Annotated in this window: 24 protein-coding genes and 1 pseudogene; 12 read left to right on the top strand and 13 right to left on the bottom strand. The window is 65.8% G+C overall.

The window, feature by feature from the left end:
- The first annotated feature begins 5 nt into the window (after window positions 1-5).
- Entirely contained in the window at window positions 6-1328 is a 1323-nt protein-coding gene (aspS, locus tag ACFQVC_RS21775; RefSeq protein WP_381832676.1) for an aspartate--tRNA(Asn) ligase, read from the top strand.
- A gap of 83 nt (window positions 1329-1411) precedes the next feature.
- Here aspS and ACFQVC_RS21770 read toward each other — a convergent pair whose 3' ends face one another.
- The 5 genes from ACFQVC_RS21770 to ACFQVC_RS21750 form a co-directional block, all read right to left on the bottom strand.
- Window positions 1412-2098 carry a restriction endonuclease gene (locus ACFQVC_RS21770; RefSeq protein WP_381832673.1) on the bottom strand — a complete coding sequence of 229 codons (687 nt, stop codon included), beginning with the start codon at window positions 2096-2098 and terminating at the stop codon, window positions 1412-1414.
- A gap of 103 nt (window positions 2099-2201) precedes the next feature.
- The gene (locus ACFQVC_RS21765) at window positions 2202-2987 is read right to left on the bottom strand and encodes a hypothetical protein (RefSeq protein WP_381832672.1); all 786 of its coding nucleotides are present in this window, start codon (window positions 2985-2987) and stop codon (window positions 2202-2204) included.
- On the bottom strand, window positions 2984-3901 hold the full coding sequence (locus ACFQVC_RS21760; RefSeq protein ID WP_381832669.1) for a radical SAM protein: 918 nt from the start codon (window positions 3899-3901) through the stop codon (window positions 2984-2986). Before ACFQVC_RS21760 ends, ACFQVC_RS21765 begins: the two co-directional genes overlap by 4 nt.
- Window positions 3898-5205: a radical SAM protein gene (locus ACFQVC_RS21755; protein ID WP_381832666.1), complete on the bottom strand. Its 1308-nt coding sequence runs from the start codon at window positions 5203-5205 to the stop codon at window positions 3898-3900. Before ACFQVC_RS21755 ends, ACFQVC_RS21760 begins: the two co-directional genes overlap by 4 nt.
- 4 nt (window positions 5206-5209) lie before the next feature.
- Window positions 5210-5566 carry a hypothetical protein gene (locus ACFQVC_RS21750; RefSeq protein WP_381832663.1) on the bottom strand — a complete coding sequence of 119 codons (357 nt, stop codon included), beginning with the start codon at window positions 5564-5566 and terminating at the stop codon, window positions 5210-5212.
- A 735-nt stretch (window positions 5567-6301) separates the two neighbouring features.
- On the opposite strand from ACFQVC_RS21750, the gene ACFQVC_RS21745 reads away from it, so the two are divergent.
- A complete protein-coding gene (locus ACFQVC_RS21745) occupies window positions 6302-7723 on the top strand; it encodes a NucA/NucB deoxyribonuclease domain-containing protein (RefSeq protein WP_381832660.1) in 1422 nt (473 codons plus the stop codon).
- A gap of 46 nt (window positions 7724-7769) precedes the next feature.
- Here ACFQVC_RS21745 and ACFQVC_RS21740 read toward each other — a convergent pair whose 3' ends face one another.
- On the bottom strand, window positions 7770-8276 hold the full coding sequence (locus ACFQVC_RS21740; RefSeq protein ID WP_381832657.1) for a hypothetical protein: 507 nt from the start codon (window positions 8274-8276) through the stop codon (window positions 7770-7772).
- A 245-nt stretch (window positions 8277-8521) separates the two neighbouring features.
- Between ACFQVC_RS21740 and ACFQVC_RS21735 the strand changes: the two are divergent.
- Window positions 8522-9315 (top strand): annotated as a pseudogene (locus ACFQVC_RS21735) (IS5 family transposase).
- Window positions 9316-9324: 9 nt separating this feature from the next.
- Here the strand turns inward: ACFQVC_RS21735 and ACFQVC_RS21730 are convergent.
- The 4 genes from ACFQVC_RS21730 to ACFQVC_RS21715 form a co-directional block, all read right to left on the bottom strand.
- Window positions 9325-9957 (bottom strand): HAD family hydrolase, encoded by a 633-nt coding sequence (locus ACFQVC_RS21730; protein ID WP_381832654.1) that lies wholly within the window; start codon window positions 9955-9957, stop codon window positions 9325-9327.
- An 86-nt stretch (window positions 9958-10043) separates the two neighbouring features.
- Window positions 10044-10748 (bottom strand): 2'-5' RNA ligase family protein, encoded by a 705-nt coding sequence (locus ACFQVC_RS21725; RefSeq protein ID WP_381832651.1) that lies wholly within the window; start codon window positions 10746-10748, stop codon window positions 10044-10046.
- 22 nt (window positions 10749-10770) lie between these two features.
- Window positions 10771-12255, bottom strand: coding sequence for a helix-turn-helix domain-containing protein (locus tag ACFQVC_RS21720; protein WP_381832648.1), 1485 nt, complete (start codon window positions 12253-12255; stop codon window positions 10771-10773).
- On the bottom strand, window positions 12255-12737 hold the full coding sequence (locus ACFQVC_RS21715; protein WP_381832645.1) for an ATP-binding protein: 483 nt from the start codon (window positions 12735-12737) through the stop codon (window positions 12255-12257). Before ACFQVC_RS21715 ends, ACFQVC_RS21720 begins: the two co-directional genes overlap by 1 nt.
- Window positions 12738-12885: 148 nt before the next feature.
- On the opposite strand from ACFQVC_RS21715, the gene ACFQVC_RS21710 reads away from it, so the two are divergent.
- Window positions 12886-14388, top strand: a complete 1503-nt coding sequence (locus ACFQVC_RS21710) for a helix-turn-helix domain-containing protein (protein ID WP_381832642.1) — start codon at window positions 12886-12888, stop codon at window positions 14386-14388.
- Window positions 14385-15263 carry a phosphotransferase enzyme family protein gene (locus tag ACFQVC_RS21705; protein ID WP_381832634.1) on the top strand — a complete coding sequence of 293 codons (879 nt, stop codon included), beginning with the start codon at window positions 14385-14387 and terminating at the stop codon, window positions 15261-15263. Before ACFQVC_RS21710 ends, ACFQVC_RS21705 begins: the two co-directional genes overlap by 4 nt.
- Here ACFQVC_RS21705 and ACFQVC_RS21700 read toward each other — a convergent pair.
- The 3 genes from ACFQVC_RS21700 to ACFQVC_RS21690 are packed head-to-tail and all read right to left on the bottom strand — an operon-like array spanning window position 15206 to window position 17640.
- Entirely contained in the window at window positions 15206-15685 is a 480-nt protein-coding gene (locus tag ACFQVC_RS21700) for a DUF6193 family natural product biosynthesis protein (protein WP_381832631.1), read from the bottom strand. The two genes, ACFQVC_RS21705 and ACFQVC_RS21700, sit on opposite strands and share 58 nt — an antisense overlap.
- Window positions 15606-16016, bottom strand: coding sequence for a hypothetical protein (locus tag ACFQVC_RS21695; RefSeq protein WP_381833188.1), 411 nt, complete (start codon window positions 16014-16016; stop codon window positions 15606-15608). Before ACFQVC_RS21695 ends, ACFQVC_RS21700 begins: the two co-directional genes overlap by 80 nt.
- 19 nt (window positions 16017-16035) lie before the next feature.
- The gene (locus ACFQVC_RS21690) at window positions 16036-17640 is read right to left on the bottom strand and encodes an immunity 49 family protein (RefSeq protein WP_381832628.1); all 1605 of its coding nucleotides are present in this window, start codon (window positions 17638-17640) and stop codon (window positions 16036-16038) included.
- A gap of 489 nt (window positions 17641-18129) precedes the next feature.
- On the opposite strand from ACFQVC_RS21690, the gene ACFQVC_RS21685 reads away from it, so the two are divergent.
- The 7 genes from ACFQVC_RS21685 to eccD all read left to right on the top strand — a co-directional run bounded on the left by ACFQVC_RS21685 (window position 18130) and on the right by eccD (window position 23773).
- Window positions 18130-18462, top strand: a complete 333-nt coding sequence (locus ACFQVC_RS21685; protein WP_381832625.1) for a hypothetical protein — start codon at window positions 18130-18132, stop codon at window positions 18460-18462.
- 23 nt (window positions 18463-18485) lie between these two features.
- The gene (locus tag ACFQVC_RS21680) at window positions 18486-18794 is read left to right on the top strand and encodes a pore-forming ESAT-6 family protein (RefSeq protein WP_381832622.1); all 309 of its coding nucleotides are present in this window, start codon (window positions 18486-18488) and stop codon (window positions 18792-18794) included.
- A 60-nt stretch (window positions 18795-18854) separates the two neighbouring features.
- Window positions 18855-19268 (top strand): DUF6507 family protein, encoded by a 414-nt coding sequence (locus ACFQVC_RS21675; RefSeq protein WP_381832619.1) that lies wholly within the window; start codon window positions 18855-18857, stop codon window positions 19266-19268.
- Window positions 19265-21409, top strand: coding sequence for a hypothetical protein (locus ACFQVC_RS21670; protein ID WP_381832616.1), 2145 nt, complete (start codon window positions 19265-19267; stop codon window positions 21407-21409). Before ACFQVC_RS21675 ends, ACFQVC_RS21670 begins: the two co-directional genes overlap by 4 nt.
- Window positions 21390-22028, top strand: coding sequence for a pentapeptide repeat-containing protein (locus tag ACFQVC_RS21665; protein WP_381832614.1), 639 nt, complete (start codon window positions 21390-21392; stop codon window positions 22026-22028). Before ACFQVC_RS21670 ends, ACFQVC_RS21665 begins: the two co-directional genes overlap by 20 nt.
- A 79-nt stretch (window positions 22029-22107) precedes the next feature.
- On the top strand, window positions 22108-22383 hold the full coding sequence (locus tag ACFQVC_RS21660) for a hypothetical protein (RefSeq protein WP_381832611.1): 276 nt from the start codon (window positions 22108-22110) through the stop codon (window positions 22381-22383).
- A 22-nt stretch (window positions 22384-22405) separates the two neighbouring features.
- Complete coding sequence (eccD, locus tag ACFQVC_RS21655; RefSeq protein WP_381833146.1) at window positions 22406-23773, top strand: type VII secretion integral membrane protein EccD; 1368 nt, start codon at window positions 22406-22408, stop codon at window positions 23771-23773.
- Window positions 23774-24088: the final 315 nt, after the last annotated feature.

Raw genomic sequence — 24088 nt, 5'->3', positions numbered from 1 at the left:
CTGCGATGATCCACACGACTAGCCGTGTATTGGTGTCTGACCTACGAGAACACGTCGGGCAGACCGTTTCTGTGTCGGGCTGGGTGAACACACTCCGGCTCCAGCGCAAGATGCAGTTCGTTGTCGTACGTGACCACACCGGGATGGTGCAGGTCACCCACAAACGCGGTGGCGAGAGCGACGAGATCGAAGCGGCCCTGGAGGGGCTGACGTCTGAGTCCGCTGTACGCATCACGGGCCGCGTGGTCGACAACCCGATCGTGAACCTCGGTGGCTTGGAGCTCGTTCCCGAGAAGGTCGAGGTGCTGAACCGGGCCGAGACACCGCTGCCGATCGACGAGCACACCGGCCTGGAGCAGCGTCTGGACTGGCGATTCCTCGACGTACGCAAACGCTCGTCGGCGCAGTTGCTGTTTGCGGTGCAGACCACGCTTGAGCAGGGGATGCGCGAGTACGCCTACGCGCAGGGATGCACGGAGATGCATACTCCGAAGCTCATGGGTACGGCGAGCGAGAGCGGGGCGGAGGTGTTCAAGCTCGGCTACTTTGACCGCTCCGCATACCTCGCCCAGTCGCCGCAGTTCTACAAGCAGATGGCGATTGCTGCCGGCATCGACAGGGTCTTTGAGATCGGTCCGGTGTTCCGTGCCGAGCCGTCATTCACCTCTCGGCACGCCACCGAGTTCACCGGAGTGGACGTCGAGCTCGCATGGATCAACCGTGTCGAGGACGTGATGGTCTTCGAGGAACAGATGCTCACGCACGCCACCCGCAAGGTTGCCGACGCCCACAGTGAGGCAATCCGGGAGACCTTCGGCGTGGAAGTCACCGTGCCGGCAACGCCGTTTCCGCGGATCACCATGGCCGAGGCGCAGGAGATCCTGCGCGCGAATGGCTGGGACTCCGAGGGGGCCAAGGAGGACCTCGACCCGGAGGGCGAGCGCGCCATCGCCGCCCGCATCAAGGAGCAGACCGGGCATGAGTGGGTGTTCATCACCCACTATCCGACGAGCATCCGGCCCTTCTACCACATGCGGCCGGCCGACAACCCGGGCGTGACGCTCAGCTTCGACCTGCTGTGGAAGGGGCTTGAGGTCACCACCGGCGCGCAGCGCGAGCACCGGCACGAGGTGCTGCTCAAACAGGCTGCCGAGAAGGGCATGAGCGCCGAGCCCTTGCAGGACTATCTGAACGCTTTCCGGTATGGGTGCCCGCCACACGGCGGCCTCGGGATGGGTCTGGGGCGGGTGCTGATGGTGCTGCTCGGGCTGGAGTCCATCCGTGAGGCCACGTTCCTGTTCCGCGGGCCGAACCGGCTTACTCCGTAGGTGAGTTCACGTGACTCAATGCGCATGCGGGCGGTGACCGGTCGATTCTTCGTCGGTCACCGGCCACATGTCGGGCCGCGGCGTCACGCCTTGCTTGGCCTGCGCTTTCGAATACGTGATGTGCCTGCGCCGAGTCCGCTGAGCGGCAGGAGTGATTCGAGGGTGGCTCCGTTGTTCCAGGAGCCGAAGAGGTCGCGGTTGAGGGCGACGATGTTGTGCTTGAGGGCGAGTTGTCTGGCCCTGGTGCTGTATTCACACGTGGCGACGAAGACGGCGATGTCGGCCTGGTGCTCGGCGAAGGCCATACCGACGAACTTCTGCATGTCGCCGCTGGGCACACTGCGGTGCGGCGCGTAGTGCTTGACCTGGACGACGAGGCGCCGCCCGTCGGACAGCTCGCCGATGATGTCGGCTGCCAGGTCGCCGGCGCCGCCTACGACCTTGATGGAGCGGCATCCGTCGCGTCGGCAGAGCTCTGCCACGTAGTGCTCGAAGTCCTGCCAGCTCATGGCGTCGATGGTGGTCATGGACCGTTCGAGTTTCATGTGCCGGTCCTGTTCGCGCCAGGCTTTGTCCCCGGTACGTGCTTGGCGGTCTGCCTTCCACAGGTAGACGCCCACCACCGCTGCCGCCGATACGACGAGGAGGGCGAGGAGTAGCCACGGGATCTGCCACAGTACGAAGACCAGGGCCACCAGCACCGTGGCGATCAATCCGACTCGTTGCCGCACCTGGCGCCGCTTCTGCGCCTTGGTTCGTCTGCTTGTCATACGCCTCTTGCGTTGGGTACCCACCCGCCCTCGCCCCCTCCGGCTCGTCTAGTTGGAGTGTGAGAACTCTGTGGTGGCGGGCCAAGAGGCCTAATCGGCCACGTCAGTACCGAAGGTGTGCCAGGTCGCGCGTCCACGCCTTTTCCGGGTGCTCGTCCCAGTAGGAGCGCAGCACCAACTCGCGCTCAGAGAACTGCCCTTGGTGACACAAGCCGCCATGGGCCAGGGTGATGCTCATGGCCAGAGGTGTCTCTGTCGTGACCCAGTGCGGGGTCAGGGCATGGCTCCACAACATGTCGCCTGGATCCATCCGCACGGACTGCCGGTCGACCGGATCGTGCTCGGGCGGTTCTTCGGCCGTGGTCTCGCCGATGACGGCGGCCTCGGCGGGCAGGATCCGGTCGGGGTCGTGATAGCTGTGGAAGATCTTGGTGCCTTCGATCTGCCAGGCGAGGCCGTGTGAATTGTCATTGTGGTACGTGGAGGCCGCGCCGGCAGTGGACAGGAAAAGGATCGGTGCGCATCGCTGCCACGTGTAGCCCCAGCTGGACAGTCGAGTTCGCCACGGGATCATCACCTGCTCCTGCAGACCGGCGAGGAACTGGTCGTAGAAGCGGTGGAGCCGGAAGTGCACCAGGCGGAAGGGCCAGGTGAGGATCTCATCGATCGGAGCGGTGCGGAAGGCGGCGGTGCGGTCCATGAGGACGGACCAGTCGTGGTCGCCGAGGATCGTGAACCGTACGTCTTCGTCCTGCCGTATCTGCTCCAGTACGTCGATGGCTGGCGGGAAGTCGTAGTCGAACGCGGTGAGTTCGGGGGCGATGCGCATGTTCGGGGGCGTGCGCCATCGGTCGGTGAATTCGCCAGGAGTGCTGATCAGTTTGGTCATCGTCCGCTCACAGGAGGTGCGTCGGCGCGGCAGATGGCCGCGCAGTCCGGTGTCGTCCAGTCCTGGGGAGGTGAGGTGAGGAAGCGGCGTATGTCGGCCCGCGACGCGTATACCTGTACTCCGGTTTTGCTGTACGGGCAGTGACGTACCTCGCCTCGGGCGGACACGTACACATTCGACGAGCAGCACCTGCGCCGTCGGCTCGGGTGGCGGTGCATGACCTGCAGGGCCTGGAGGTGCTTTCGGAACCGTGCGGTGAGATGGAAGTAGCGGCCGAGACATTCGGTGTCGTGGCGCTGCTGTTTGGTGTAGGTGTCGAGCGACAAGCCCATACGCCGACGCGTCGCCTCGTCGAGTGTGACTGGGCTCAACTGGACGTCGACACCCGCATGTTTCACGAGGTTGTAAATGAAGCGGGACTCGTCGTCGGTGACCTTCCAGTAGGTGAGGTGAAGAGTCCGCGCTGGGGACTGGTGCTCTTCCAGCGTGGCGATTCCGGAGAGGACAGACCTTTGAGTTCCGCCCAGGTCCATGGCCCCGAGCGTGTCGGCGGACACGGTCACATTGGTCAACAGGTGCCCGATTTCGGCGAGCCGTTCCACGTCTGTCTCATCGCGAGCCGAGGTGACCAGAGAGGCCGACAGGCCGAATTGGTGCGCCAGGCGAGCGAGTTGGCGGAGCTCAGGGTGGTGTGCGGGTTCGCCGCCGGTGAGGCAGATTCCCTCTACACCGACTTCCTTGAGGCGGGACAGGGCCCGCGTGTAGGTGGGAATGTCGAGGAATCCGCGAGCTCGGTCGGCGCGGAAACAGAAGCCGCAGGCAATCTTGCAGTGTCCGGCTGTGCTGATCAGTGCAGACCTGACGGTGTGCGGCGACGTTGCGTTACGGACGGTGGAGTTGAGGAGCGGTCTCATTGCATCCCCGTGTTGTCCCAGACGGCGATCTCGACCGTGCTGGTGTAGAAGGCGCACATCTCGTCGTCGGGCCGGTCGCCGCCGATGAGGAGTTGCTCGTTGCGCGATGGGCCTCCGCAGATCGCCAAGGCGGGACATGTGCCGCACTCCTTGATCGGGGCGACGCGTTTGGCGATGCCTTCCAGTAGCCGCGGGTCGACGCGTATCTCGTCGACGCTGCGAAGGAAGGCCGGTTCCTCGAAGTTGATGTCGCACAGGCTGATTCGGCTGCCGGGCAGGAGGGCCGCGTTCAGGGTGCGGTCGGCCTGGATGTGGTCGAAGAGCATCGGGCGGCGTCGGTCCAGGGCCTGGAAGGCCCGGTCGAGGACGGAGAACATCATGGCGCCACGGCTCAGGGCTGTCATGCGTGCCTCGTAGAGCTCCTCGGCCAGTTCATGCCCCTTGACCGGCCAATGCCCCTGAGTGGGGATGGGGGTGTTGGCGTAGATGAACTTCAGGCCGAGGTGATCGATGATCCAGGTGACCGTCTCGGCGAGGCGCCCGATGTTCGCCGAGGTCGGAGTGAGGTTGCAGCCGACATGGATGCCTTCGGTGTCGAGCAGGCGCCGCACGTTCTTCTGGATTCGGCCGTCAGCGGGTTGTCCGCCGAGGAGGCGTCGGTTGGCGGCGTTGATATCCGGCGGGCCGTCGACGGAGATGCCGACGCCGTATCCGTAGCGGGCAAAGTGTTCGATCGCCTTTCCCGTGAGTCGGGCCCCGTTCGTGACGACGGTGCGGCGGACCCGTTTCACGGAGTGCTTCTCGGCGAGGGCGTCGGCGAGTTCGTCGCCGTACTGCATGAGGTCGAAGCGGATCGTGGGCTCGCCACCGAACCATTGGATGGAGACCTCGTCCTGGCCGGCGTTCGACTCGAAGAGATAGGCCAGGCCTTCAGCGAGCTCGGTCTCGGTCATGTCCGGCTTGCCGGTGTTCGTGTCGACGAAGCAGTACGAGCAGCACATGTTGCAGCGGTCCGTCAGGACGATGCGGAGGCCGCTGATGCGTACAGGGGTGGGGTCCAGGCCCAACTCCTCCAGCCGGTCACGCAGCACGTCGCGGGGATCGGCGCGGTGTGGGTCGGGGGTGAAGCCGAGCGTGGACAGCGCGTCGAGGGTCGCGGTCCGGCCGGGCATGGCTGTGGTGAGTTCTGCGGCCTCTTCGGGGGTGAGGTACGCGCTGTTCAGCGTGACCGGGTCGAGGAGGGCACTCTCCCCGGCCCGGTCGAACTGCACGTACTTCCCCCACAGCGTGAGGGGTGTCGTCATCGGTTCAGGCCGTCGCTTCCTCTCGGATGCCGAGGCCGCCCATAACCCGTCGGACGATATCCTCACCGGCCGCCTGTAGCTTTGCGGTTGCGGCGGGAGAGCCGCCGTCGGCGAGGACTATGAGGCCAGGCAGGGTCGGATTGGGGACGATGACCGTGATGCCGGCCGGTTCCGTGCTCACGACCATGATGGCGTCCTGCAGCGGTACCCAGTCCGTCTGATCCTTCACTGCTTCCAGGATCTTGTGCTGGTTCTCCTGATATGCGGCGCGCTCTCCCATCCAGACTCCGGCCTTGCTCTTGGAGTCGACGACGTCCGCGTAGATGAGGTGGTCGTTCTTGACTCGGCGCGGTACGGGCATGGCTCTTGCCTCCGTTCAGCGTGACACCAGTCGACTCAACTCGTACGCATGACTGGCGTGTTGGCGTTCGAACAGGAAGGGAGCTTGCTGCACGGCGAGCTTCGGGGGCATTACGCGGGTGATATCACTCGCGTAATGGAGGAGGCGCCAGGTCGTGGCCTGGCTCGCGCCGAGCGCCGACGTGCGTCAGAACAGGTCGACTGACAGAAGGCGCCTTGCCGGCGCCCCTCCGCGCGGACATCTGCAAGAGCGCACGCTCAGGGAAGGCGCATGCAGCTGCTCATGGCGATCGGGGCCGGGGCAGGAGAAACATCAGCCCTCGCTCCCGCAGCGCGGTCGATCCCAGCCAACTCGGCCCTCAGGCGGGGGCGCCCCTCCCGAGGCCCGGGCGGCAAAGGTGGCCTTCATGCCCACGTCCCATGGGGTGCGGCTCACCCGTGACGCGAATCCCCCCGGAGATTCGGTCACAAGTTCCCATCCTGGTTGCTGAAGGCGGCTCTTGAGGCGAGGCTTGTGCGCGTTGAGCTCGGCGCGCCGTGGGCCGCGAGCAGCAATTGGTACGGGGGATCTGTCTGTTGACAAGCAAACCTTTCGCGTTTGCCGCCTGGCGCATGCACATGCGCCTGCCCTGAAGTCCTTCTGCTGTCCGGTCACTACGCGTCGCGTCGGGGACTGACTTCACGGAGGATCATGTTATTTCGCGGAAGAACCACGCTTGTCACGTCGCTGGCCGCCGTGTTACTCGGCGTCCTCGCCCTGCCCGCGCAGGCCGCGGACGCCCCCGCTGCCCCCGGCCAGGCCACGTCACTTAAGCCGGGAGACGCCTACGTCATCAGCGACCCCGAACTGATCGCCAACCCGCAGAAGATCACCGACATCCTGGAACGCGACGGGGACCTGGACGCCCTCGGCATCAAGCCGACCAGCGGTCCCAGCGCCCAGCCCGGCCAGCAGGCCAAGGACGCGTCCGGGCGCAGCTACACCGTGCCCAGCCAGCGCTTCCCGCGCGGTCGCAAGCCTGCCGACCAGGAGCAGTACATCGACGGTGTCGCCGAGTGCGCCGGCAACGACGCTTCCAGTAACGACGGCGGCTGGATCAAGAACCGGTACTCGTACTGCCAGCGGCATCTGATCGCCATTCCCGCCATCGACTGCGGTCTGTGGCCTCCGGGCTGCTACAACAAGGGCTGGTTCATCTCCCGTAACACCATGATCGGACAGGGCAAGATCGGCGGCTGGATCGGCAGCGATCAGTGGCGCTACGCCGAGTTCGACCTCGACGTCGACGTGTGGGCGAACACCGGGGACTTCAACAAGTCCGGCGCCACTATGAAGGCCGAACTCGAATGTGAGGGGACCTGGGCCGAAGGGAGCGGCAGCGCCGAGGACGCCTGCGACAACGGCGTCTACGAGGGCCGCACCGACTCTCCCAGCGACTGGAATCGGGACGGCAAGACCAAGTTCGACCTCGTCTCCATCGCCCCCAAGTCGCCCGGTGCTGCCGCAGGAGAGCAGATCGCCAACGGTGACTTCCGCCCGAAGTACACCTTCCAGATACCCGGCTACGGCCAGTTCCTGCCCACCGACGGCGAAGAGGGCAAGCTCCGCTTCGACAGCGCCTGGTACATGAACTCCAAGCTGGGCTCGGTGTTCAGCGACACCACCCCGGCGCTGCGCTACGACGTCAGCGACACCAGCGACCCGACCGCACCCGGCGAGGCGTACCATGGCGTCTCTGCGGCTGCCAGCCACATCGCGGACGCCCGCGCCAACCCCGACAGCACTCTGCCGCCCAAGGATGGCAAGCAGCTGCCCGGCGCCGAGCCCACCGACCCGCTGCACCGCCTGCCGGGCGAGGCAAGCGACGCACATCGCAGCCGCATCGACGACAACCGCAGCGTCGTGAGCGCCTACTGCCGGAGCGGAGAGGTGCCCGGTGGTCCCGGCCAGGGCCTGGACTGCGACGAGTACCCGTTCGCCTCGACCTACGAAGGCGCGGCCCGATTCATGTACGACGGCGCCCAGTACGAGCGCAACTACTCGGTGCGCTACATCGACGCCACCGAGAACCAGGAAGCCGGACGGCGTCTGAACGCCTGGTACAACAACGACCGCATCCTCGACAAGGACGCCTTCGTCATCGCCACCGGCGACTGACCTGACAAAGGAGCGTGTGGAGCCGTCTCGCGGCGGCTCCACACCTCTACGACGCCGAGGCCGCAGGCCAGATCTGCATGAGGCAGTAGCAGTCCGCCCCGTCCAAGTCGGCCTCGTGGCCCGGCGGGGTTTCCAATATCTCTGGGCCGTCGGGATACGGCGAGAAGTACGGGCCGGTGTCCGGGTTGAACGTCCACGTCATCCGCACTCGGTAGCGGCCGCTATCCGGTACTGCGACCTGGACCGTGCGCCGGTCATTACCGGAGTAGACACACAGTTCGCCGCCCGGGAAATAGATCTCGGTCTCCTCGCGGCCCGACCACACCCGATCATCCGTGGGCGAAGCACCATCCCAGTACTCCACCCGCACCCGGCTCCTGATCACGTCACTCGGGCACTTGAGCTCCACGAAACCCTCAGCCGGAGCCATCCAACGCAGCCCCGCCGGTACATCCGGAGCGAAGACATCTCCACGCATTGCCTCACCCACCAGGCCCACGAACCCGTCATCCACACCGAGCCTGACGGTGCTCGCGTCGACCAACCCTGCCATCGCAGTCCCTCCCTGAACTCTCGACAGCTCGAACTCCCCAGCCCGCGTTAGATCCCGAGCCACGCTACACACGACCCGCCCGCCACCTCAGCGGCCCGGACAAGTTGGCCGAACGGCGCAGGGCGCATTTCCTCTGGAACTGCTCAGAGCCGGGGTAGACACCGTTGATGCCCTCTAAGAACTCCTAACGAAATGATCTTCCAGGTGGTTGGATCATTCCCGGACCGCTGATCCGGGGGTGCGGGGTGGCTCGGCCGAAGCCGCGGAATGTCGACGACGAGTTGTGGGCAGTGATCGAGCCGCTGCTGCCGAAGGTGCAGCGCCGGGCCCGCCATCCCGGGCGAATCCTGTTCGTGCTGCACACCGGGATCGCCTGGGAACACCTGCCGCAGGAGCTCGGCTTCGGTTCAGGGATGACGTGCTGGCGGCGCCTGGCCGAGTGGACCGAGGCCGGCGTGTGGCCCCAGCTGCACAAGGTTCTCCTTGCCAAACTCCGCAGCGCGAACGCCCTGGACTTCTCCCGAGCCGCGGTCGACGGCTCCCATATCCGCGCGTTAAAGGGGGATCTAAGACGGGATGAAGCCCTGTCGACCGGGGCAGAAGCGGCAGCAAGCACCACCTGATCACTGACGCCACGGGCATCCCACTCGCGGTCACCTTGACTGGTGGCAACCGCAACGACGTCACCCAGCTCATCCCACTGCTTCAAGCGGTGCCGCCCGTGCGCGGCAAGCGCGGCCGACCGCGCCGCCGCCCGAACGTCGTGCTTGGTGACCGCGGTTACGACCATGACAAGTACCGGCGGCTCGTCTGGGACCTCGGCGTGAAACCGGCCATCGCCCGCCACGGCACCGAGCACGGCTCCGGCCTCGGAACCCAACGCTGGGTCGTAGAGCGCGCGTTCGCCCACCTGCACTGGTTTCGGCGCCTGCGCATCCGCTGGGAGATACGCGACGACATCCACGAAGCCTTCCTCACCCTTGGGTGCGCACTGATCTGCTGGCGGAGGCTGACCACCGTGAGCCAGAGTGGGAAGTGATGAGTTACCTCATGCGCGTGCGCCGCCGGACAGTAGTTCAAGGGCCTGCAGGGGCCCCGCCAGCACAACATCCGCCCGTTCCGCAGGGTCGTACATGTGGCCCCAGGCCGCTGCGGCACCGTGACTCCCTGCGGTCGTCGCGGCCCGAAGATCGAGCGGGGAGTCGCCGACATAGGCCACATCCACGGGATCGACACCGAGTTCCTGCGCAGCCAAATAGATTCCGTCCGGCGCCGGTTTGGGACGCTCCACGTGGTCACCGCCGATCAGCACGTCAACCGGCAAACCCGCGGACTCCAGCAACATCCCAGCCGCCCGGGAACTAGCGCCGGTGAACACCGCCAGTGCATTGCCCTGGGCTCGCAGGGTAGCGAAGGCATCAACTACCTCCGGATACGGGACCACTTCGACGCCTTCAAGCTCGCGGTAGTACACGTCGGTCTCCGTCGCCGTCAGTGACCGCCCCACGAGGTGCTCCATGATGACTTCCGGCGTGCCCCGCCAGTACGCGGCGACGACGTCGCTCGCGTCGACATCGGGTCCACCTAGCACGCGCACTGCCCGAGCCAACGCGGCAGGCACCACGGCAGTGGTGTCCAGCAACGTGCCGTCCATGTCCCAGACCAGCTCTTTGAGAGTCATCCCAAGATCCTCGGACAGCCCAACCCCTTGATCAAGACCCCCGAACTCCACAGAGGGCCTAGAACCTGCTCATTCCGTTAGGAGTTCTAAGGACAGAGCCGTACGGAGTGAAGCGTCCGCCAGCGGTACGCGCGGTCTTCGCGTCGCAGCTCCACGATCCGGATGTGCTCGACCGGCACTTCTGCGGAAGGCAATGAACGCAGGGGACGAAGGCTTTCGCGCACGGTGCTTGCGGCGATGGGACGGTTGCAGTAACTGATCCCGATGTGTGGCCTGAGGGCTGAAGTAGGCCTTCGGAGTGAGCTACCCGCCTTGGCGGTGATGTGCGACAGCGTTTCGTGCAGCGCCACGACGGGGTCCCAGGGCGCGACGCTGAACCTGAGCGCGCCTCGTGATGCAGTGAGAGGGATGGCGTCCAGAGCGAAGGCCGATGGGGCGCTGTCGTGTACTGCCGCGGCCAGCAGTTCCGGGTGCGTCGCGGGGATCTGATCGACAAGGCCGATCCTGCCCAGGGTCAGATGGAGGCCCTCCGGTGCGATGTCGTCGAAGCGCAGGTGCTTCAGTTTCGTCTGGCAGTCCTGGGCCAAGTCCGCGAGCGCGGCTGCGTCGGGGAAGGTGAGCATCCAGTAATAGGCTCGCGTCGAAGGGGTCCACCCCGGGCGGTCCCAGTGGTTGGTCATCTTCTCCAGCTCGCCGAAAGCCGCCCAGTCGTGCTCGGCGATCACCTTCGGGTCCGTGGTGCTGGGCGGTAGAGCGGACGGGAAGGCGCTCGGGTCGCTTTCAAGCCGCACCTGGCTCCTCCTCGTTCTCGCCTCAGCGGTGGGCGCCATCCTTGCAGACCTCGGCCAGCTCCCGTGTCTCCGGGGCTGCTGTCTGCCACGCCTGGAAGAGGGAGCCGTACTCCCGCACCGTCGCCTGTTCCTTCCAGCGCGTTGCCTGGTCGCGGAGTTCCCCGGCGCGCTGGACCACGGAGCGGATCGGCGGGCCGGCCGCGTTGGCCAGGGCTCGGCGCCCCATGCTCATGGCGTGCTCGACGTCCGGCCTCGGCCCCTGCAGCAAGGCCGTGGCCACGTCCAGGCCCACCAGTGTTCGCGTCCATGCGGAGTCGACATGATCGATGAGGTAGTCGATGTCGTCGGCGCAGGTCAGGACCTGATCCGTCTGTCCGAGACTGACGTGTGCGGTGATCGCGTTCGCGAGCGTGCGAGCGTGGCTGTACGGGGCGAAGGAAATGCAGGCGGTGAGCCCGTCCGGAACCTCGGAACGGGAGGTCAGCTCCTCTGCTGCGGCGATAGCTGCCCCTGCTGCGTTGACGTCGCTCAGCTTGCCCAGGGCCCGTGCGCGACCGTTGATCAGAAGCCGGATCGCCTGCGGGTGCGTGGGGTCGAGGTCGATACCGGTGTCCGCCCACCGCACCGCCTCCTCATAACGCCCCGAATAGTAAGAGCTGAGCGACCTCGTGCCGAAGACCCACATGAGCAGCGCGCGGTCGTCGATCTCCTCCGCGAGGGCGGCTGCCTCAGTGCAGTATGTGTCGGCGAGGACCGGACGCCCTGCGTTCACGCTCATGTAGGCGAGCAGGCCGGCGGCCTGCGCGGCGAGCCGGAACAGCTCCGCGCGCTGGCGTGGTGGTTGGCGCCCCATCAACAGGCCTTGGATGGAGCGGCGGGCATCCGTGGCAGCTGAGGCCATCTTGTACGGGCCTTGCGCCTCGTAGTCACGGACGATGCCGTCCAGCAGCTGCTGCAGGAGCTGAAGCGCTGCGGTGCTCGTATTCGAAGCCGTCGCTGCATTGAGACGTTCGGCGACATCAAGGGGGCGCTCCCAGTTCGGCGCCGCCGAGGCCCCTTCCACTTCCTCTGCACGGTCGCTCCGGAGCCCTCGTACTGCATACGTACTGGTCGTCGCCCGTGCCAGATGCGCGGGTGCGCCCAGGCCCTCCAGCAAGTTGTCGATCTTGTCGATGTTCGTGAGCCGCCGGGCGCCAGACTCGAGCATGGAGAGATAGCCCTGGCTCAGGCCGGTGATTTGGGCCAGGTCCTCCTGGCGGAGGTCGGCCTGTCGTCTTACTTGACGTAGGAGCTCCCCAAAATCACGTACAGCCAAGGCCTCGCGAACGGCCGGATCCTGCCAGACGTACTCGGGGACGGAAACCGTGGCCGAAACATCGCTGCGCCGGGTCCGAGCGCACGCTGCGCACACCGCGTCGGAGTTGTAGCGGCTCAGGCGGCAACCGCAGGATGAGCATCGGCGCTGACTTTCGTTCTCTCCGCTGCCCGCTCGCTTCTTGTCAGCCATCACGACAGCACCTTCGAGAACTGGTCGGAACCGCGCTGCTCGTCCACGAGGGCGAGCTCTGCCCAGGTGGTCTTGGCATGACCGCCGGTGAGGGTGACGCCCCACTTGTTCGACAGCAGCTCCACGATGTGCAGGCCACGGCCACAGGTGTCCTCGGAGGCGGACTGCTGCTCATCTCGCTGCGGCAGACCTGCTCCGTGGTCATGCACGGCCACACGGATCGTGTCGTATTCGAAGAGGAGGCCGAGGTGGAGCGGTCCTGCTCCGTGCGCCAGGGCGTTGCCGATCAGCTCCGAGACGACGAGGACCAGGTCGTCGCTGGCGACGCGTCTGCTCGATGCGGCTGCCCGGGTCAACTCCCGTGCTCTACGGCAGGACTGGGGTTCGTGCGGCAACTCCCACACATACCCATGAACCCCCTGCGACGCTGGCGGCGCTTTCCGCACCTCAGTGGCTGACGTGGTCCTCTGCTGCGAGGTCATCGAGATCACCGTCCCCCGCTCCTCCCTGGAACGCCCGCAAGGAGCGTCGTGCGCTTTGGCCCGACTACTTTGGCGACGGAGTGGCCGCAGCGCATATCCCCGGCCGAATACGGGAGTTGGGGTGCTATATGGCAACGGCAATGCAAGCATGATCCGGAGGTATTCCAGATACTCCACCGCGCGGGGAGGAACCGTGGAGAGCGAACAGCGGTGCCATCGCTGCGCCTGCAGGCTCAGCCGCTACAACCCCGACGTGGGCCTGTGCGGCCCGTGCGCGAGAAGTGCCCCGCCCACCCCTGTGCCGTCGCCCGCGTCGGTGCCTCACGAAGTGTGGTCCGACAGCGAGATCCAAGATGCCCTTCGCTCCTTGGAGTTCGGCCGTCTCAGCCGCCTCGTCCGCCGTCGCGCAGGTCTGCGCCAAGAGGACATGGCGCAGATCACCGGGCTGAGCCAGGGGTATCTCTCACAGCTGGAATCAGGCGCTCGAAGACTGAGTCGCCTCGACAAGACCCAGGCGTTCCTCGATGCGCTCGGCGTGCCCGCCGACCTTGTTCCGCTTCTGGCCGCGCCCGAGCAGCAGGCCAGTGCCGCGCCGTCTGCGCGCGGGCCCTCCGCGCCGGTCGACCCGCCGGATCTGCACGCAGTGGCGGCAGGCGCTGCCGCATCGTCGTCTGACTTCGCCGATCTCGTCACGCCGAGCAACGTCGACGACGCTGTGGTGGAAGAGCTGAGCTTCACGCTCGCACGGATCGCGACCGAATACGTCCACGCACCGCTGCACCCGCTCTTCACCGAGCTCGTGGCGGTCCGCGACCGGCTCTTCGAGCTGCTCCAGGGTCGCCAACGCCCCCAGCAGAGCCGGGACTTGTTCATGCTGACCGGCACGACCTGCCTCCTTCTGGCACACGCCTCACAGAACCTCGGCGACCAGGCTTCCGCTCTGGCCCAGGTGCGGACGGCCCGGGTGTGCGCAGAGCAGGCCGACCACACCGGACTGCGCGCGTGGACCCTCGGCACAGCAGCGCTCATCACCGAATGGTCTCCTCAGCGCCGGATGTCCCTGAAGCTCACTGCCCAAGCTGCCGCACTGGCCCCCGCGGGAGAATCCAGGATCCGGATAGCAGCGATGGAGGCACGCACCGCAGCCCGGATCGGCGACGGCCACCGGGCAAACCAGGCGATCGAGCGCTTGCAGCGCGCGATGGACGAGGTACCGGAGGAGGACGGAGTAGGCCAGTTCGGTGGCATCCTGACCTTCCCGCGAGCCAAGCAGGACTACTATCTTGGCAGCACCTACGCACTCCTCGGCCGTCCGGACGAAGCCCAGCGGCACACCCAGGCGGCGATCGAGGCATATCGCACCGGTCCTCAGGAGGAGCGGTCGTACGGGGATGAGGCTCTGGCCCATGTCGACCTCATCACCGTCGGCGTGCAGCAGGACGACCTGGACGGCGCGGTCGCGGCCTTCCAGCACGTCCTCGAACTGCCGCCAGAACTGCGGATCCGACAGCTGGGAAGCGCAGTGGGCCGACTGGCGTCCCTGCTCGACCGCCCGGCACTGAAGGGCAACCGAGCAGCCAGTGAAATTGCCGAACTCATCCGCGACTATCGCGTGTTCGATCAGAAATCCGCGCTACCGTCGGGGCGATGACCACGACATCTGTCGCTCCGGAAGATGCCGCTCGCCGGGCCAGCGAGATGCTGGGCCTTCCCACGCGAGGCCTGGAAGCCCTTCGCGCTCACGCCACATCCGTGTTCCTCCTGCCGGCGGCCGACGCAGTCGTGCGAGTCAGTCGCGCGGACCAGCGCGAGCGGATACACCGGGCCGTGACCCTGACTCGCTGGCTGAGCGAGCACGGTGTGCCCGTGACGGAGCCACTCGTCGTGGATCAGCCCTGCACGACCCACGGATACGTGGTCAGCTTCTGGCGGCACTACCCCCAGCCGAACGCGGCGACCCCGGAACCGGAACACCTGGGCCATATCCTGCGGCGGCTGCACAACCTGCCGACACCACCGGTGCACCTGCCCCAGTACGAGCCCCTCGCTTCACTGCGTGAGACGGTCCACGGCAGCACCTCGCTCGCTGCGGACGACCGTGCCTGGTTGCTGCGCCGCGCAGACGAGCTCCTGGCGGCGTACGCAGAGCTCGACTTCCCTCTCGGCCACGGCCTGATCCACGGCGACGCCTATCCCGGCAACACCCTCTGGGACGGGCCACTAGTACGTCTTGGTGACTGGGACGAGACGGGATTCGGCCCGCGAGAACTTGACCTCGCCAACACCTTCCAGGGAGTGCGCTTCGGTCGCACCCGGGCCCAGCTTCAGGCGTTCTCTGTGGCGTACGGCTATGACCTGGCGCAGTGGCCAGGAGCGACCATCCTTACTGCCCTGCGGGATCTGCACACGCTGGGCTCCTTTGTTCGCCGCGCCGATCGCGGTGACACGGATGCGGCTGCCCAACTTGCTCATCGACTTGCGACGTTGAGAGCTGGCCTTACCAGCGCCAGTTGGGTACTCCACTGAGCACGTCTGTGTCTGGCTGATCTCGTTCCGCCCATCACCCGACTGATTCGACGGTCCCCGCGGCAGCCGGCCGGAAGAGGTGCCGCCGCCATCACAACGGTCTCTTGAGTCGTGCGGGCTTCACCGATGACACCACCGTGGGGGTACTTCTGGACGCGGTATGGATGGCCGTCGTTCGACGGGACGATGGCAACTTCCGCCGGGGTTGGAACTCCCATGTAGGCGCGAAAGCCAAGCGTCCAGTGGCTGGAAAACGGAAAGAGCTGTCGTAGGCGCGGTTCGGCATGGGCAGCGTCCACTAGCAGGCCGAACTCGGGGAAGTCCGGGGCCCTGGCTGCCTGTTCACGGATCAGGTTCCACTGCGCGGCGACGGCTGCGGCATGTCCGTGTTCGTGCGCCTCGGCCAGTGCGCTGAAGTGCAAGAACGGCAAGGTGCTCCCGTATCTGCCGCAGGCGCTCGCCGTTCCCCCATGCCACAGCTGCCTGCACGATGTCCGTGTTGTCGGATGTCCTGCCGGTAATGACTTCGGTCCCTTGTCTCCAGCCGGTGACACGGAACGAGCGTTCCTTGGCGGCGATGTGTACGGACAGTGGCTGACGCTCAGGGGCCGAAGCCGTGGGGTACGCCGAAACGCGTGCTCCCCAACCACCGGGCACCGCCACGAGATCGACACCGAGATCGGACGCCACCTGCTGCAGCGCAGCGGCCAGGCTGCCCGCCGCAGCCAGGTCCGGGTAAAGGTTGGAGTCCACTTCTGCAGTGTGTCGGGATCTATAGAGGCTTGGCGGCTTCAAGGAGCCGGAGCGGCAGATAGGGCGACGTGACGTTGATGGCAAAGCCACGGCGGCGGGCGTGGCAGGCCAAAGCCAGAATGTCGAGGTTGACCGCGGCATCCGGATCGTCAGCGCGGTCGGCGATTCGGTAGCGGTCACGGTGGGCTTCGAGAGCGTCAAGGAGAGCGAGGTTGAAGCTCTCTGCGTCGCCTTCGACGAGTTGCGAGAAGAGAACGGCAGGAGGTGGGAAGAAGCCCCATCCCTTGGCTTTCTCGAAGTCCTCCAGTGCACGGTCTGTGGCGGGCCCCGCGTCTTCGGCCCGCAAGTAGACGTGCAGTGCCTGGTAGTACGAAGCGAATGCTGACCCGTCGGCCAGTATGGCCGCATCCACAAGGACCAAGGCGGCCAACTCTTCGCGCACACCGGAGATCAGCGCGAAGTTTGTCGCGGTGAGCCAGCGGCCGGCTCCGGTGTGATGTCGGTCGTACTCGGCTTCGGCGCGGGCAGATCTGAACGCGGCGGCTCCGAACCGAGAAGCCAAGGACAGATTCTCCAGCTGCCGGTCCGTGACGTCGGCGGTGCACGTAGCGCGGAACTTGAACAGCAGTTCCTGGTCGTGCATGGCGTCTGCCAGATCCGCGGCGGAGGCGGGCTTCTCGTCGGCCGTACGGAGAATCTCCTGTGCGTCGCGCTGCAGAATGGCCTCGCTCTCAGGGTTGAGCGGACGTGGGTTCTCCGGCCGCTCGAATACCACCGGCCCATCGGACAGTTCCGCCACCGCGTCGCGGCGGCGCTCGCGGCCGTAGGCCCGGACTCGCGGCCCCGGTGTCTCGAATCCGGTGACCAAGGCGCGCGGCAGATAGTCGGTCTGGATCGCCGGCTCCCAGCCCTCACGGCGATACGCAAGAGCGGCCAGGGCCAGCGGAAGGAGAGGCAGAAGCGTGTGCGTCTCCGCTCCCGGCCAGTCAATGCGGCTGTAGGCAGTGAGCAGCTGAACCAGCTGGGCGGTAAACGTCTCCTCGTCGCCGGCAGTCAGCGCGCGCAAGGCACGGAGCGCCATGTATTCGCGGCGCTTGAGCAAGCCCTCATTGAGTTCGGACTCCAGAACGCGGACCCGATCGAGTGCGGCGTCCACGGCGCCCAGCTTGTCTTCGAGGGACGGCGGATGTTCCGCATCGTCGTCCCCGATGTATCCGAGGACGTACGCCATCAATCCGTTGATGAGCTCGGCTGCTGCGGGGCTGGTGGCAGCGCCCTTCTGGGCCTTCTGACCGGCGAAGTAGAAGGCCTCGCCGTGCCATTCGGCCCGTCCGTCGAGGATGACGAGGCAGAAGGCATCGAGCCAGTCACCGGCGGTGATGGTCTCCCGTTCACCCTCGGACCCGGCGTCGTAGGTCATCCCGAAGTTCACGTAGTCGAGGAAGACCTGGAAGTAGTTGGACGGGAAGTAGGTCGCGAACGCCACCTTGCCGACGGCGGCCTCGGCAGCGTCGTGGACAACTGCCTTGGCCTCCGGGGTGTTGAGATCCGGAATTTCGACAGAGAGCGCACCGAGGTAGTCGAGAAACTCTTCGCAGAGCATCCACCACTCGTAGCCAGTCATTGGCCCGGCCTTGGAGAGGGACCGGACCTGCGACCCAATCCTGCTCACGAAGTCCTCGCGAGCCGCGGCTACTGCAGCCTCACTCACCCGATGCCGTTCTATGCGCACAATCCCACTCCCCGCAAACATGTCCTGGCGACACCCTAGGGTCCCGCTCCCACTCAAGGCCTGACGGCCGGGCGTCGAGGTCGGTCCAGATCGGCGCGCACCACGGCCGGGCTGTCGCCGCTCCCGTCTCCTCCTCCAAGCCGCATGGCACTGGTTTCGGCGGATCATCAAGTTTGCGGGGCCCGTCCGAGCGGTTTCGGCGAAGGTGCCGGAAACGAAGATCCCCTTGTGACCCACCGCATCCATGAATGGCTCGAATCGCGTTGCGTATGCAATCAAGCCATTGATACAAAGGTGCGACTCGTCGCGGGTGAGGCATGCGAGTCCATCGGGGCGAGGGAGCAGAACACTGTTCACGACTCGCCTCGGGGGTGTAGGTACATGAAGTTCGACATGGGGTCGACGACGCTGTCGGAGCTCGGCAGGCGTACGACCGGATCCAGCGACGACCTGGGCGGACTGATCAGGCAACTGATCGCCGCGGCGGCACCGTTGGAGGGCAAGTTCAACGGTGCCGGTCGCGCCGTGTTCGACCGCTTCAAGGAGAACGCGGACGAGATCACCGACGCGCTCAACGGTTCCCTTCACGCCATCCTGGGCGGTCAGTCCGGCATGGACACCGCGTTCACCACGGGTATGCAGGAGCAGGCCGACAACGCCAACCAGCAGATGAGCGCGGCCAACTTCGAGGCCGCCCGCTTCAACGGACGCTAAGAACCGACGGGGGACGTTCACTCATGCCCAACATGGACCGCAACTCTTACGACATCAGCGCCTCCACGGAGGTGCAGGGCAGCCTGCTGGCCATCATCGGCCAGCTGGAGCGGGTGCTCTCGGACCGGGACGGCGCGGTGAAGGCCGCGATGACCGAGTTCCAGGCCGACGGCGTCTCCGAGGAGTACCACGGCAAGGAAGTTCGCTGGAACAAGGCGGCCAACGAGGTACGCGAGATCATCCGCCTGGTTCGCTCGACGATGGAGCAGAACGACAACACCGCGCAGTCGACGCTCTCGCGGGCCAAGTCCGCGGTCGACAACATCGGCTGACTCGGTCCATCGAGGTCGAGCGCAGGTTCGTAGCGGGACGATGCAATCGCGGGGGTTGGCATGACGGCGTGGGACATCACACCCAGCGGGGTGAACTCGATTCTGTCCCTGGTGGGGGACGCGGGCGATGACCTGGAGAAACATGTCAAGGCGTATGGCAAGCACGTGGAGTCGGCTGCAGCGTCGGCCGGCACGGTCGGGGTTGCGACCTATGGGCCGTACGTCCCTGGGAGCGCGCCGAGGGCCGGAATCGTGGCCGCGGCGCTGGCCAACTTCGTCACCGACACGCAGACCAAAGTGGCGTTCATGGCTGCCCGTACCAGCAAGACCATGAACGGCACCGTCGAGGCCACTACTGCGTACACCGAAGGCAACCTGCAGATGGCTGCCGACATTCAGAGCAAGGCGCTGGCGGCGCCCGACCCGTCAGAGCTGATGCCCAAGGGTGACGGCGGGAAGCAGGACGCGAAATGATCGAACCCGGGTTGATCCCTCAGTTCCTCGGCAATCTCGAGCAACTGGAGAAGGACATCTCAGGGCTGCAGAGCGCTGCGTCCGGTATCCAGATGAGCGGGATGAACATCCACTCCCGTTTCCAGGCCATGGGTGCTTACTACAAGGCACCCGAGGCGGGGCAGCTGCTTGCGACGACTCAGCCGGTGATGGACACCGCGGACGAGTTCTCCGCGGATTTGGAGCAGGTCGCCACCGCTCTGAGCGTCTACGCGGCCGAGGTGCGACCGCTCGCCAAGAAGCTTGACCAGCTGAAACTGGATGCTGCGGCTTTCGTCGACAGCGTCAAGGGTGACAAGGACTGGACCGACGACGAGGGTAAGTCCAACGAGCACCAAGCCCTCATGGACGGTGTGGCCGAGACCGTGGCGGCGATTCAGGCTGCCGAGCGCCGGTGCGCCGACAAGATCAACGCGATCAGCCCGAGCATGTGCCGGCCCAAGTGGACGGTCGACGACGGCAGTCACGAGTCGAACATGTACGGCTACGACGCCGGCACGCTCAAGGACGCCGGCAAGCTGCCCTGGGGCAGCCCCGAGGAACGCACCTACGAGCCCTGGACCCTCGACTGGGCAGGCAACGGGCTCAAGGACTTCGGCAAAGGCTTCTTCATCGACGGCCTCGGCGGTGCCGCTGACGGGGTCTACACGCTGTTCGGCGGGCACGACGCCGACAAAGCCGGCGAGGCCTGGGGTCACCTCTGGGATGCCGTAGGTGGCCTCGGTCAGTACCTGGCCACGCCCTACACCGCGCTCATGGACTGGACTCTCGGCGAGCCCGAGGACACCTCCGACGAGGACCGGCAGAAGCAGGCCTTCCGCGACATGGGCAAGAGTCTCGTCGCCTGGGACATGTGGCACGAGAACCCGACGCGCGCCAGCGGTACCACTGCCTTCAACGCGATCACCTTCTTCGCCACCCCGATCAAGATCGGTGCCGCGGGCCGGGCAGGGGCGGGAGCCAAGGTGGTCGCGGGGGCGGCCAAGGTCGGCGAGTACCTCGACCCGCTCACCGCCGGGGCGAAGGTGGTCGGCAGCTCGATCAAGGCTGTACCCACGATCTCTGAGGTGACGACCCGCTTCGGCGCGGCATTCAAGGCACCCACGGCTGAGATTCCGCACAGCGTCCTCGAAGCACCGGATGGCTCCAAGGTCCGTATTGAGGACGGGCAGTTCATTCCGTCCGACCGTGACGGGAGCCTCAACAGCGATCCGGCTCCGCGAGAGCCGTCAGCTACTGATCGCGCATCCTCTCCAGCGGAACCACCGAACCGGGAGCTCGCCGACGTTGGCGCACACAGCCCTGAGGCACACGCCCGCGGCGGTGACAGCGCAGCGAACGGAAATGCAGGAAGCGAATCCCCCGGCACGGCCCGGCAACATCCGGAGCCAGCCGGACCCGCTCGTGGTGATCATGCAGGGGCGTCTCGTGATCAGTCGTTGATTGGCGGCGGCGAGCACGGGCGAGGCCACGGTGGAGCTGCCGGTGGAGAAGGCCGCCCCTCCGGCGGCCAACAACCAGGCGATGGCCCAGGTGGCGACGACGGCGCGCGGCCTGACAGCTCAGGCTCTGGTTCCTCGCTGCCCGAGCGTGCGAACGAGCCTCTGCCGGAACTGACCCCGCAAGAAAGGGCAGATCATTGGGGTCACCTGGAGGAGGTCGAGGGTAGAAGTCCAGAGGACTTTGACCACCTGCAGCATGACCCTGACCACAACTGGAAAATCTCTGATTCTTCCAAGGATGAAGCTAGGGTGGGGTTGGATCTTCGCGACCAGGGGCGCCTTCCTGCCGATATCCGCCGACCTTCCGAAGCGGACGGGGGGGAGTTCTATTCGGAGACCACCGGAAAGCACTACGACATCAAGGGTGTCCATTCGGACTGGCCACCCTTCAACAATGCGCGCGATAAGTCACGACCCTTCAAGGGTGCATACAACCCCGCTAAGAACGAAAAATGGGTAGCGAAGCTCACAGAACAGATCGTCGAAAAGCGGAGAATCGTTGTTGTGGACACCCGGAACGCGAATCAAGCAGCGATCGATGACGTAAAGGCCATCATCGCTAAGCACGGTTGGGAAGACGATGTCATCTGGTACCCCTAAGGATTGGAAGCCTTCCGCGGCCCCGCCCGACCCACTGGCCGCGTCGCGCCTGGAAGAGTGGGTTCGGGGAGGATGCGAAGGCGGACTGGACGCTGTCGCACTCGATTTCAGCGGTGCCGATCTCTCCGGAGGGGACTTCTCGGAGTCATGGTTCACGGAATCGAGAATGGTAAATTCCAGATTGGTCGGCTGTGACCTCTACCGCTCAGACGCTGAGGGTGCCGATTTCACCGGAGCCGACCTGACTGATGCAGACCTCGTGCGCGTGAACTTCGACGAAGCTGTGTTGCGAGACGCGATTCTTGATCGAGCAAATCTTGTCAAGGCTTCTCTCTACGGCGTAGACGCCTCGGGCGCGAAGTTCAGGGGAACCCGCTTCCTGGGTGCTTCGCTACTCAGCGTCGACCTTTGCGGCGCGGACCTTTCAGGTTCTGTGCTTGAGGAGAACTCGTTCAAGGTGAAACTGGACGACAGAACCATCATGCGAGGCACGTCAGGGTCGGTCTTCGGGCCTGTCGAACTCCTCAGTGAGGGAGCAACGCACGTACTCGGCGGTGCGGAGCTGGAACGATGGATCGAGGACCGAGGGGGCAGTGTTCAGGTCATCCATCGCGCGTAAGCGAACGAAATCTCCGACGCGTACGCCTGCAATTGGACAGCTCAACGAGTAAGAGACGCAGGACGGTTAGCGGGTAGTTGTGGCAGCGCAGGATTACGACAGCCAGTTGTTGGAGTCGGTTTCGGTACGGCGCCGGCGTATGCGCGATGCGTTCCTGTTCGGGCAGGAACGTGCCCGGCGGTCCGTCGACGAACGCATTGGGAAGATGATCGCCGGGATTGTGATCGCCGCCGTGCTGTGCGCCGGTTGTGTGGGCTGGTCGTTCATTTCCGACCGGCTGATCGGGAAGTCGACCTATGGGCCTTCCGTTCAGCAGCCCTCTTCTTGGCCTTCCGTGAGCCCATCGGCTCGATGATAGGTTCGGGAACGTGGTGAGTGTGGGGGCTGTGAGTCAAGCGAGCCGGACGCGGCTGAGTCGAGTCACGCTTGTCGGTGAGCGTCGGCGAATTGATCTGGTGTTGCCCTCGGATGAGCCCATCGGACGGTTGATTCCCGAAGTTCTGCGGTTGCTCGATGACCAGACTTCGGCGCGGCCGATGGCTCGGCACCTCGCCGCTGCGGACGGCTCCGTGCTGCCGCACGACAGCACGCTCGGTTCGGCCGGTGTGTCTGATGGTGCGGTGCTCCGGCTTGTGAGGGTGGCGGATGCCCCCTCCGCGCCTGTGGTGCACGACGTCACCGACGAGGTGGCAGAGGACCTCGGGCTTCGCTCCTGGCGGTGGCGACCGGCTGCTCGTCGGGTCACGGCGGGACTTGCCACTGTCGCGTGGGCGTTGGCCTCCGGTGTGCTGGCGCGTGGTGAGTTCGCTCTGTCCTCGGTTGCCGGCGTGCTCATCGTCGTGGCTCTGCTCGCTGCGGCTGTCGGCGCGATGGTGGGACGTGCCGGGAAGCGCGGGCTGGCCACGACCTTGATCGTGGCAGGTGGCTCGCTCGGCGTGCTCGGGGCCTGGACTGCGGCCGACGCCTACGAATGGTCCGGGTTGCTGAGGCTCGGCGGCATCGCCGTCCCGGTGGTCATGGCGTTCGCGCTCCTGGGCTGGTTCTCGCCGCTCGGGCGAGGAGCCTTGATCGGCGCCGGGGCCATCCTTTCCGCCACCCTTGGGTGGAGTGTCATGGGTGCCCTGCAAGGTGGGGCCGGCGCAGCCACCGAGCAGGCCCGCGTGGGCGCTGTGTTGGCGGTGGTCTCCGTCGTCGTGCTCGGTCTGTTGCCACGTCTGGCGTTGATGGCTTCCGGCCTGGCGGGTCTCGATGATCGACGTCTGGGCGGGGCTTCTGTCAGTCGGCATGACGTGTCGGCCGCCCTGACCGCGACGCACCGAGGACTGGCTCTGGCAACGGTTGTGGCGGCGGTGTCTGCTGCCGCTGCAGGGCTGTTCGTCCTGCGTACGCCGACGGTGTGGACGGTTCCGCTCGCCATTGCCGTCACAGCAGTGCTGTGGCTGCGCGCGCGGGCCTTCCCTCTCGTCGCTGAGGTCGCGGTGCTGTTCCTGGCCGGGGCCGTGGTGGGGCTGCGTCTGATCATGGCTTGGCTGGAGCAGCCGGGCTCGGGAGCTTTCGGGCCCTTCCTCGTTCTCACTGTCCTGGCCGTGGTGCCGCTGGTGGTGCTGACGGTCCAGCCCGCCGAACACGTGCGCGTTCGGCTGCGCCGGTTCGGCGACGTGCTGGAGTCGGTCGGGGTCATCGCGCTGTTCCCCTTGGTGCTCGGGGTGTTCGGTGTGTACGCACGGCTGCTCGACAGTTTCTGATCGCGCGAACTGTCTGCACGTGATCGAGCGGTCTGGAGGGAAGTATCGATGGCTGGAGGGGACTGGCAGCGGGATGTATTGCGGGACCTGAAGCGGAGCAAGGACGGCCGCGACGCAGAGCCCACGGTGACGCTGCACTTGGCTCGCTCCCCGGAGGAGTCCGGATCGCAGAGCGAGGCCGCCTCGTCGTCGCCTCCTGCAACCACGTCGACCGCCCAGACAACCATGCCTTCCTCCGCCGCACCGACAGACCCCAGGAGCATGCCGTCGGGCCTGGCGGACTTCGATGCACCAGAGCCGCGAACTGAGATACCG

Origin of the sequence: Streptomyces monticola, from assembly GCF_042665355.1 — a bacterium.
Lineage (GTDB): Bacteria > Actinomycetota > Actinomycetes > Streptomycetales > Streptomycetaceae > Streptomyces > Streptomyces monticola.
The sequence above is the reverse complement of the archived record's forward strand: the minus strand, read 5'-3'. Positions and strand labels throughout refer to the sequence as shown.

Bases quoted from the DNA above. Each gene is read 5' to 3' on its own strand.
- ACFQVC_RS21770 (WP_381832673.1), bottom strand. From the start codon at position 2,098: ATGACAAGCAGACGAACCAAGGCGCAGAAGCGGCGCCAGGTGCGGCAA.
- ACFQVC_RS21710 (WP_381832642.1), top strand. From the start codon at position 12,886: ATGATCCGGAGGTATTCCAGATACTCCACCGCGCGGGGAGGAACCGTG.
- ACFQVC_RS21680 (WP_381832622.1), top strand. From the start codon at position 18,486: ATGCCCAACATGGACCGCAACTCTTACGACATCAGCGCCTCCACGGAG.
- ACFQVC_RS21720 (WP_381832648.1), bottom strand. From the start codon at position 12,255: ATGGCTGACAAGAAGCGAGCGGGCAGCGGAGAGAACGAAAGTCAGCGC.
- ACFQVC_RS21665 (WP_381832614.1), top strand. From the start codon at position 21,390: ATGTCATCTGGTACCCCTAAGGATTGGAAGCCTTCCGCGGCCCCGCCC.
- ACFQVC_RS21690 (WP_381832628.1), bottom strand. From the start codon at position 17,640: ATGACTGGCTACGAGTGGTGGATGCTCTGCGAAGAGTTTCTCGACTAC.
- ACFQVC_RS21685 (WP_381832625.1), top strand. From the start codon at position 18,130: ATGAAGTTCGACATGGGGTCGACGACGCTGTCGGAGCTCGGCAGGCGT.
- ACFQVC_RS21740 (WP_381832657.1), bottom strand. From the start codon at position 8,276: ATGGCAGGGTTGGTCGACGCGAGCACCGTCAGGCTCGGTGTGGATGAC.
- ACFQVC_RS21765 (WP_381832672.1), bottom strand. From the start codon at position 2,987: ATGACCAAACTGATCAGCACTCCTGGCGAATTCACCGACCGATGGCGC.
- ACFQVC_RS21670 (WP_381832616.1), top strand. From the start codon at position 19,265: ATGATCGAACCCGGGTTGATCCCTCAGTTCCTCGGCAATCTCGAGCAA.
- ACFQVC_RS21760 (WP_381832669.1), bottom strand. From the start codon at position 3,901: ATGAGACCGCTCCTCAACTCCACCGTCCGTAACGCAACGTCGCCGCAC.
- ACFQVC_RS21715 (WP_381832645.1), bottom strand. From the start codon at position 12,737: ATGACCTCGCAGCAGAGGACCACGTCAGCCACTGAGGTGCGGAAAGCG.
- aspS (WP_381832676.1), top strand. From the start codon at position 6: ATGATCCACACGACTAGCCGTGTATTGGTGTCTGACCTACGAGAACAC.
- ACFQVC_RS21675 (WP_381832619.1), top strand. From the start codon at position 18,855: ATGACGGCGTGGGACATCACACCCAGCGGGGTGAACTCGATTCTGTCC.
- ACFQVC_RS21730 (WP_381832654.1), bottom strand. From the start codon at position 9,957: ATGACTCTCAAAGAGCTGGTCTGGGACATGGACGGCACGTTGCTGGAC.
- ACFQVC_RS21750 (WP_381832663.1), bottom strand. From the start codon at position 5,566: ATGCCCGTACCGCGCCGAGTCAAGAACGACCACCTCATCTACGCGGAC.
- ACFQVC_RS21705 (WP_381832634.1), top strand. From the start codon at position 14,385: ATGACCACGACATCTGTCGCTCCGGAAGATGCCGCTCGCCGGGCCAGC.
- ACFQVC_RS21755 (WP_381832666.1), bottom strand. From the start codon at position 5,205: ATGACGACACCCCTCACGCTGTGGGGGAAGTACGTGCAGTTCGACCGG.